Here is a 6,193-nt window from a genome sequence, read left to right on the forward strand (position 1 = left end):
AGCCGCGCGGCGGCATGTTCCTGTGGGTGGCCCTGCCCGACGGGCTCGATTCGGCGGAGGTGGCGCGCCGCGCCTTGGCCCGTGACGTGGTGCTGGCGCCGGGCGACGTGTTCAGCCCCTCCCGCGGCGCCGGCCGCTTCCTGCGCTTCAACGTGGCGCAGTCGGCCAATCCGCGGGTCTTCACGGTGCTGGAGGAGGCGATGCGGGAGTGAAGAGACGTCATCGACCGGCGGAGCGGATTGCCTCTCCCGCGTAGCGTCACACTCCGGGCTTCGAGCACATGAACCGACATGTATTCTCCACTCTCCCCCTCCCCTCGCGGGAGGGGGTAGGGGAGGGGGCTGTCGATGGCAGGAGCCGGTGCGGAGAGGAGTCGCGACAGCTCCGTGGTCTGGGGTGACGTTCGACACCGGATCGTCGGCACGAACACCCCTCCCCTACCCCCTCCCGCAAGGGGAGGGGGAGGATGAAAGGATAGGCCGCGCTCTTCCGGGAGCCTCGCTGGGGAGAGGCAACGCAAAGCTCCCATCACTACCACCAAACAGAAAGGGCGCCCCGATCGGGACGCCCTCTTGTCTTCCAAAGCCCAGCCGGTCAGGCCAGCTCGGGTTCCTTGGCCGCGTCGTCGGAGGAGACCGGGGCGTTCGGGTTCTCGATGTACTCGAAGGCCAGCGTCTCGCCGTCCTCCGCCACGTCGACCCGGACTTGGCCGCCCTTGACCAGCTTGCCGAACAGCAGCTCGTTCGCCAGCGGCTTCTTGATATGCTCCTGGATCACCCGGGCCATCGGCCGGGCGCCGTAGAGCTCGTCATAGCCGCGCTTGACGAGCCACTGCCGGGCCGCCGAGGACAGCTCGATGGTGACGTGCCGGTCGGCCAGCTGGGTCTCGAGCTGGATCACGAACTTGTCGACCACCTGCGACACGATCTCCGGCGTCAGATGGCCGAAGGGGATGATCGCGTCGAGCCGGTTGCGGAACTCCGGCGTGAACATCCGGTTGATCGCCTCCTTGTCCGCATCCTCCTTGCGCGTCGCGCCGAAGCCGATCGACTGCTTGGTCAGCTCGGTCGCGCCGGCATTGGTGGTCATGATCAGGATGACGTTGCGGAAATCGACCGACTTGCCGTTGTGGTCGGTCAGCTTCCCGTGATCCATGATCTGCAGCAGGATGTTGAAGACGTCGGGATGCGCCTTCTCGATCTCGTCCAGCAGCAGCACGCAGTGCGGGTGCTGGTCGACCGAGTCGGTCATCAGCCCGCCCTGGTCGAAGCCGACATAGCCCGGGGGCGCGCCGATCAGCCGGCTGACCGAATGCCGCTCCATGTATTCCGACATGTCGAAGCGGACCAGCTCGATGCCGAGCAGCTTCGACAACTGCCGCGCCACCTCGGTCTTGCCGACGCCGGTCGGGCCCGAGAACAGGTAGTTGCCGATCGGCTTCTCCGGCTCGCGCAGGCCGGCGCGGGCCAGCTTGATCGCCGCCGACAGCGCCTCGATCGCCGGGTCCTGGCCGAACACCAGGGTCTTCAGGTCGCGGTCGAGGGTCTGCAGCACCACCTTGTCGTCGCGGCTGACGCTCTTCGGCGGGATCCGGGCGATCTTGGCCACCACCGCCTCGACGTCGCGCATGCCGATGGTCTTCTTGCGGCGCGACGGCGGCAGCAGCATCTGGGCGGCGCCGGCCTCGTCGATCACGTCGATCGCCTTGTCCGGCAGCTTGCGGTCGCCGATGTAGCGGGCCGACAGCTCCACCGCGGTGCGGATCGCGTCCGCGGTGTAGCGCACCTGGTGGTGCTTCTCGTAGTAGGTCTTCAGCCCCTGCAGGATCTTGACCGTGTCCTCGACCGACGGCTCGTTGACATCGATCTTCTGGAACCGGCGCACCAGGGCGCGGTCCTTCTCGAAATAGTTCCGGTATTCCTTGTAGGTGGTCGAGCCGATGCATTTCAGCGCGCCCGAGGCCAGGGCCGGCTTCAGCAGGTTCGACGCGTCCATCGCGCCGCCGGAGGTGGCGCCGGCGCCGATCACGGTGTGGATCTCGTCGATGAACAGCACCGCGCCGGGCAGGTTCTCCAGCTCGGTCATCACCGCCTTCAGCCGCTCCTCGAAGTCGCCGCGGTAGCGGGTGCCGGCCAGGAGCGCGCCCATATCGAGCGCGAAGATGGTGGCGTCGGCCAGCACCGGCGGCACCTCGCCGTCGACGATGCGGCGGGCCAGGCCCTCGGCGATCGCGGTCTTGCCGACCCCGGGGTCGCCGACATAGAGCGGGTTGTTCTTCGAGCGGCGGCACAGGATCTGGATCGTCCGCTCGATCTCGGCCTCGCGGCCGATCAGCGGGTCGATCTTGCCCTTCGACGCCTTCTCGTTGAGGTTGACGCAATAGGTCCTGAGCGCTTCCGAGCCCTTCTTCACGACCTTCTCCGCCTGCGCATCCTCATCCGCGCCCGAGACCGGACGCGACTCGCCAGCCCCGTTGCCGCCGCCGCTGCGGGCCCCACCCGAGGCGCCGGCCTTGGCGATGCCGTGGCTGATATAGTTGACGGCGTCGAAGCGGGACATGTCCTGCTCCTGCAGGAAGTACACCGCATGGCTCTCGCGCTCGGAGAACAGGGCGACCAGGACGTTGGCGCCGGTCACCTCCTCCCGCCCGGAGGACTGGACGTGGATCGCGGCACGCTGCAGCACGCGTTGGAAGCCGGCGGTCGGCTTCGCGTCCTCGATCCCGTCGATCTTCAGCGTCGCGAGCTCGGTGTCGATGTAGCCGACGAGGTCGCGGCGCAGCTTTTCGAGATTGACGCCGCAGGCCCGCATCACGGCCACGGCATCCTGATCCTCGGACAGCGCCAGCAGCAGGTGCTCGAGCGTGGCGTACTCGTGCCGTCGCTCATTGGCGAAAGCGAGGGCCCTGTGCAGCGTCTGCTCCAAATTCCGCGAGAGCATCGGTCGTCCCCATGCCGGGAGGGCCCGCCAGACCTCTGGTCAGGCCTTCTCAAGAATACATTGTAGAGGATGCTGATTGCGGCGCGCGAAGTCCATCACCTGCGCCACCTTCGTCTCCGCCACCTCGTAGGTGAAAACGCCGCAGACGCCCACACCCCGACGGTGAACATGGAGCATGATGGTGGTGGCTTCCTCGCGGCTCTTCGCGAAGAAGCGTTCCAGGACATGGACGACGAACTCCATCGGCGTGTAGTCGTCGTTCAGCATCAGGACCTTGTACATGGACGGCTTCTTCGTCCGTGGCCTGGTCTGGACGACGACCCCGGTGCCGGCGTCGTTGCCGCCTCCTCGATCATCCTTCCGTTCGGTGTCGCTCATGGATATGGGATGCGTGCTGCCGGTTTTGAACCCGATCATGATGATAGTGCTGCGGGGGCCGGAGTTGTAGGCCCGCGATGCGGAAAGAGTCGGGATGGCTGAAATGCGAACGGCCCCGGCGACAATGTCGCCGGGGCCGTGAGAACGCTGATCCGGGAGGATGGATCAGGCGGCGATCGGCTTGGACAGGGTCTCGACCGCGACGTTGACGCGGGCCGCGATCGGCGCCACGGCGTCGTTGGTGACCTTCAGGCCCAGCTCCGACAGCTTGCTGCTCTCGGCGACGAAGCCGTCGAAGGCGGTCTTGGAGTAGGCCGACTGCAGGTCGACAACCTCGCGCAGGGTCTTGGCGGCGAACAGCGAGCGGGTGGCCTCGGCGGCCTGCTCGGCGGCGCCGTGCTGCAGGGCGAACCAGGCGCGGGTCAGCTGCTCGGTGCCCTGGGCGAAGACCGAAGCCGACGCGAACACGGCGTCGACATTGCCCTTGGCGAAAGCGACGAGGTCGTCGAAGCCCTTGGTCGCGGCCTGGGTGGCCTTCTCGAACTGGTCCTTGGACAGGGCGAGGCCCTGAGCGACATTCTTCTCGACGGTGGCCTGGGTGGCCTTGACGGTGTCAGTCACGGTGTCCCTCACGGTCTCGATGTTGGTGTCGACGGCGGCGATCTTGGTCGCGCCGGCACGGCTCTTGGCGGTGGTCATGGCGAACGGCTCCATAATGCTTCGCAGCCGCCTGTCGCCGCCCGGGGCGCCGCCCAGCCATGCTGCACTGCAACATGCCGCCTTTATGAGCAGATCGATTCGATCTGTCAACGTTTTTTGTGCACTGCAACATGTCCGATGAAACCGGAAGCCGGTTGCCCCGGGACAGGCGATCCTGCCAGGATGGCTGCAACCGTGCGGGGGTCGGGACCGGCATCTTTTTGCCGAGTTCACGATTTGGTTTATGGACAAAAATCAACGGGTTAATTTAGAATTCTGAAATCACGCCTGAACCAAGATCCGCAAGTGGCGTGGAGCGGGGGGTTTGGCATGGCACGTTTCTTTGCGCGATCGGCGGCAGCCCTGCTTGCCTGCCTGGCCCTGGCGCTGCTGCTGCCCGCCCAGGCCGGGGCGGCACCGCGCTTCGCCGCCTATGTCATCGATGCGCGCACCGGCGAGGTGCTGCACGAGGAAAACGCCAACCAGCAGCTGTACCCGGCGTCGCTGACCAAGCTGATGACGCTGTACCTGACCTTCCGTGCCCTGGATAAGGGCGACCTGACCCTGGACACGCGGCTGGCGGTGTCGAGCTACGCCGCCTCGCAGTCGCCGACCAAGCTGGGCCTGCCGACCGGGTCGCGCATCCGGGTCGAGGATGCGGTGCTGGGCCTGGTCACCCAATCGGCCAATGACGCGTCGGTGGTGCTGGCCGAGGCGATCGGCGGCAGCGAATCCCGCTTCACCCGGATGATGACGCAGCAGGCCCGGGCGCTGGGCATGAGCCGCACCAATTTCAGCTCGACCAACGGCCTGCCGGATCCGGACAACGTCTCGACCGCGCATGACATGGCGGTGCTGGCGCGGGCGCTGATCAGCGACTATCCGCAGTACTACCCCTATTTCGCGACCAAGAACTTCCGCTACCGGGGCCGCAACTTCCCGAACCACAACCGGCTGATGCAGTCCTATGCCGGCATGGACGGAATGAAGACCGGCTATATCCGCGCCGCCGGCTACAACCTGGTCGCCTCCGCCGTGCGCGGCCGCACCCGGCTGATCGGCGTGATCTTCGGCGGCACCAGCCCGATCATGCGCAACGCCAAGATGGCGGAGCTGCTGGACGAGGCCTTCGAGTCGCATGAGGGCACCGGCGCCTATGTCGCCCAGGCCCCGGCCGCGGCGGCGCCGCGGGTGGCCTCGTCGGGCCCGTTCGCGCCGCCGCTACCCGACCGCCGGCCGGACGACCTGGCGGAGGGAACGCTGCTGGCCGCGGCCGAAGGCGAGGGTGATGCCGAGGATGACGGCGCGGTCGGCACCGACGGCATCGGCGCGATGATCGCGATGCACGCGGCGGCCCGCCCCCGGGCGCAGAAGGTGGCCTTCGAGCCGGTGCCGCGCGCCCTGGCCGACGTGCCCCTGCCCAAGCCCCGCCCGCTGCGCCGGCACCGCTGAGGCTGATCCAGCCGGCCCTTCCCCGATTGTCATCCTCGGGCTTGACCCGAGGATCCGGGGGCTTTCAAAGCTGCTCTCGGTGGCCCCTGGATTGCCGGGTCAAGCCCGGCAATGACACGGGAGGGGATGGCGGGTAGAGGGGCCCCCTACCCCCGCAGCGTGCCGCCCTGCTTCTCGACCGCGGCGACGATCTTCTTGCCCACGGCCTCGATCGCCTCGTCGGTCAATGTCGCCTCGACCGGCTGCAGCGTCACCGCCAGCGCCAGGGACTTGCGGCCCTCCGCCACGCCCGGACCGCGATAGACGTCGAACAGGGCGACATCGGCGACCAGCGCCTTGTCCGCCCCCTTCGCCGCCTTGAGGATGCGGTCGGCCGGCACCTCTTCCCCGACCACGAAGGCGAAGTCGCGCACCACCGGCTGGAAGGCCGCCAGCTTCAGCAGCGGCTTGGCCGTGCCGGCCTTCTTCTTCGGCTGCGGCACGGCGTCGAGGAAGACCTCGGTGCCGACCACCGGCCCGTCGACCCCGAGATCCGACAGCACCGCCGGATGCAGCTCGCCGAAATGCGCCAGCACCGTCGGCCCCAGCCGCAGGCAGCCGGAGCGACCCGGATGATACCAGTCCGGCGCGTCGGTCGAGACCGCGAGGTTGGCGACCGGCGCGCCCGCCGCCTCCAGCGCCGCCATGGCATCGGCCTTGGCGTCGAACACGTCGACCGGCCGCG

General features: G+C 67.8%; 5 protein-coding genes and 1 pseudogene. 2 read left to right on the top strand and 4 right to left on the bottom strand.

The genetic code is table 11. The annotated features are described in order from the left end of the window. Nucleotides 1-212, top strand: a pseudogene (locus tag P409_RS23510) (PLP-dependent aminotransferase family protein); the annotation flags it as partial. Nucleotides 213-594: 382 nt separating this feature from the next. Here the strand turns inward: P409_RS23510 and clpA are convergent. From clpA to P409_RS23525, 3 genes are all read right to left on the bottom strand, one after another. After that, nucleotides 595-2,940 carry an ATP-dependent Clp protease ATP-binding subunit ClpA gene (gene clpA, locus P409_RS23515; RefSeq protein WP_034844417.1) on the bottom strand — a complete coding sequence of 782 codons (2,346 nt, stop codon included), beginning with the start codon at nt 2,938-2,940 and terminating at the stop codon, nt 595-597. 39 nt (nt 2,941-2,979) lie between these two features. After that, nucleotides 2,980-3,318: an ATP-dependent Clp protease adapter ClpS gene (clpS, locus tag P409_RS23520; protein ID WP_034844418.1), complete on the bottom strand. Its 339-nt coding sequence runs from the start codon at nt 3,316-3,318 to the stop codon at nt 2,980-2,982. Nucleotides 3,319-3,483: 165 nt separating this feature from the next. Continuing rightward, nucleotides 3,484-4,017: a phasin family protein gene (locus tag P409_RS23525; RefSeq protein WP_161790456.1), complete on the bottom strand. Its 534-nt coding sequence runs from the start codon at nt 4,015-4,017 to the stop codon at nt 3,484-3,486. Nucleotides 4,018-4,347: 330 nt separating this feature from the next. Between P409_RS23525 and P409_RS23530 the strand changes: the two genes are divergently transcribed. After that, nucleotides 4,348-5,469, top strand: coding sequence for a D-alanyl-D-alanine carboxypeptidase family protein (locus tag P409_RS23530; RefSeq protein WP_052121271.1), 1,122 nt, complete (start codon nt 4,348-4,350; stop codon nt 5,467-5,469). A gap of 146 nt (nt 5,470-5,615) precedes the next feature. Here the strand turns inward: P409_RS23530 and P409_RS23535 are convergent. Next, nucleotides 5,616-6,193, bottom strand: a 578-nt coding sequence (locus P409_RS23535; protein WP_458574376.1) for a phenylalanine--tRNA ligase subunit beta-related protein, incomplete at its 5' end; no start/stop codon positions are given.

The organism is Inquilinus limosus MP06 (assembly GCF_000767795.1).
Lineage (GTDB): Bacteria > Pseudomonadota > Alphaproteobacteria > DSM-16000 > Inquilinaceae > Inquilinus > Inquilinus limosus_E.

Coding starts and splice junctions, on each gene's coding strand:
- clpA (WP_034844417.1), bottom strand. CDS start 2,940: ATGCTCTCGCGGAATTTGGAGCAGACGCTGCACAGGGCCCTCGCTTTC.
- clpS (WP_034844418.1), bottom strand. CDS start 3,318: ATGAGCGACACCGAACGGAAGGATGATCGAGGAGGCGGCAACGACGCC.
- P409_RS23525 (WP_161790456.1), bottom strand. CDS start 4,017: ATGACCACCGCCAAGAGCCGTGCCGGCGCGACCAAGATCGCCGCCGTC.
- P409_RS23530 (WP_052121271.1), top strand. CDS start 4,348: ATGGCACGTTTCTTTGCGCGATCGGCGGCAGCCCTGCTTGCCTGCCTG.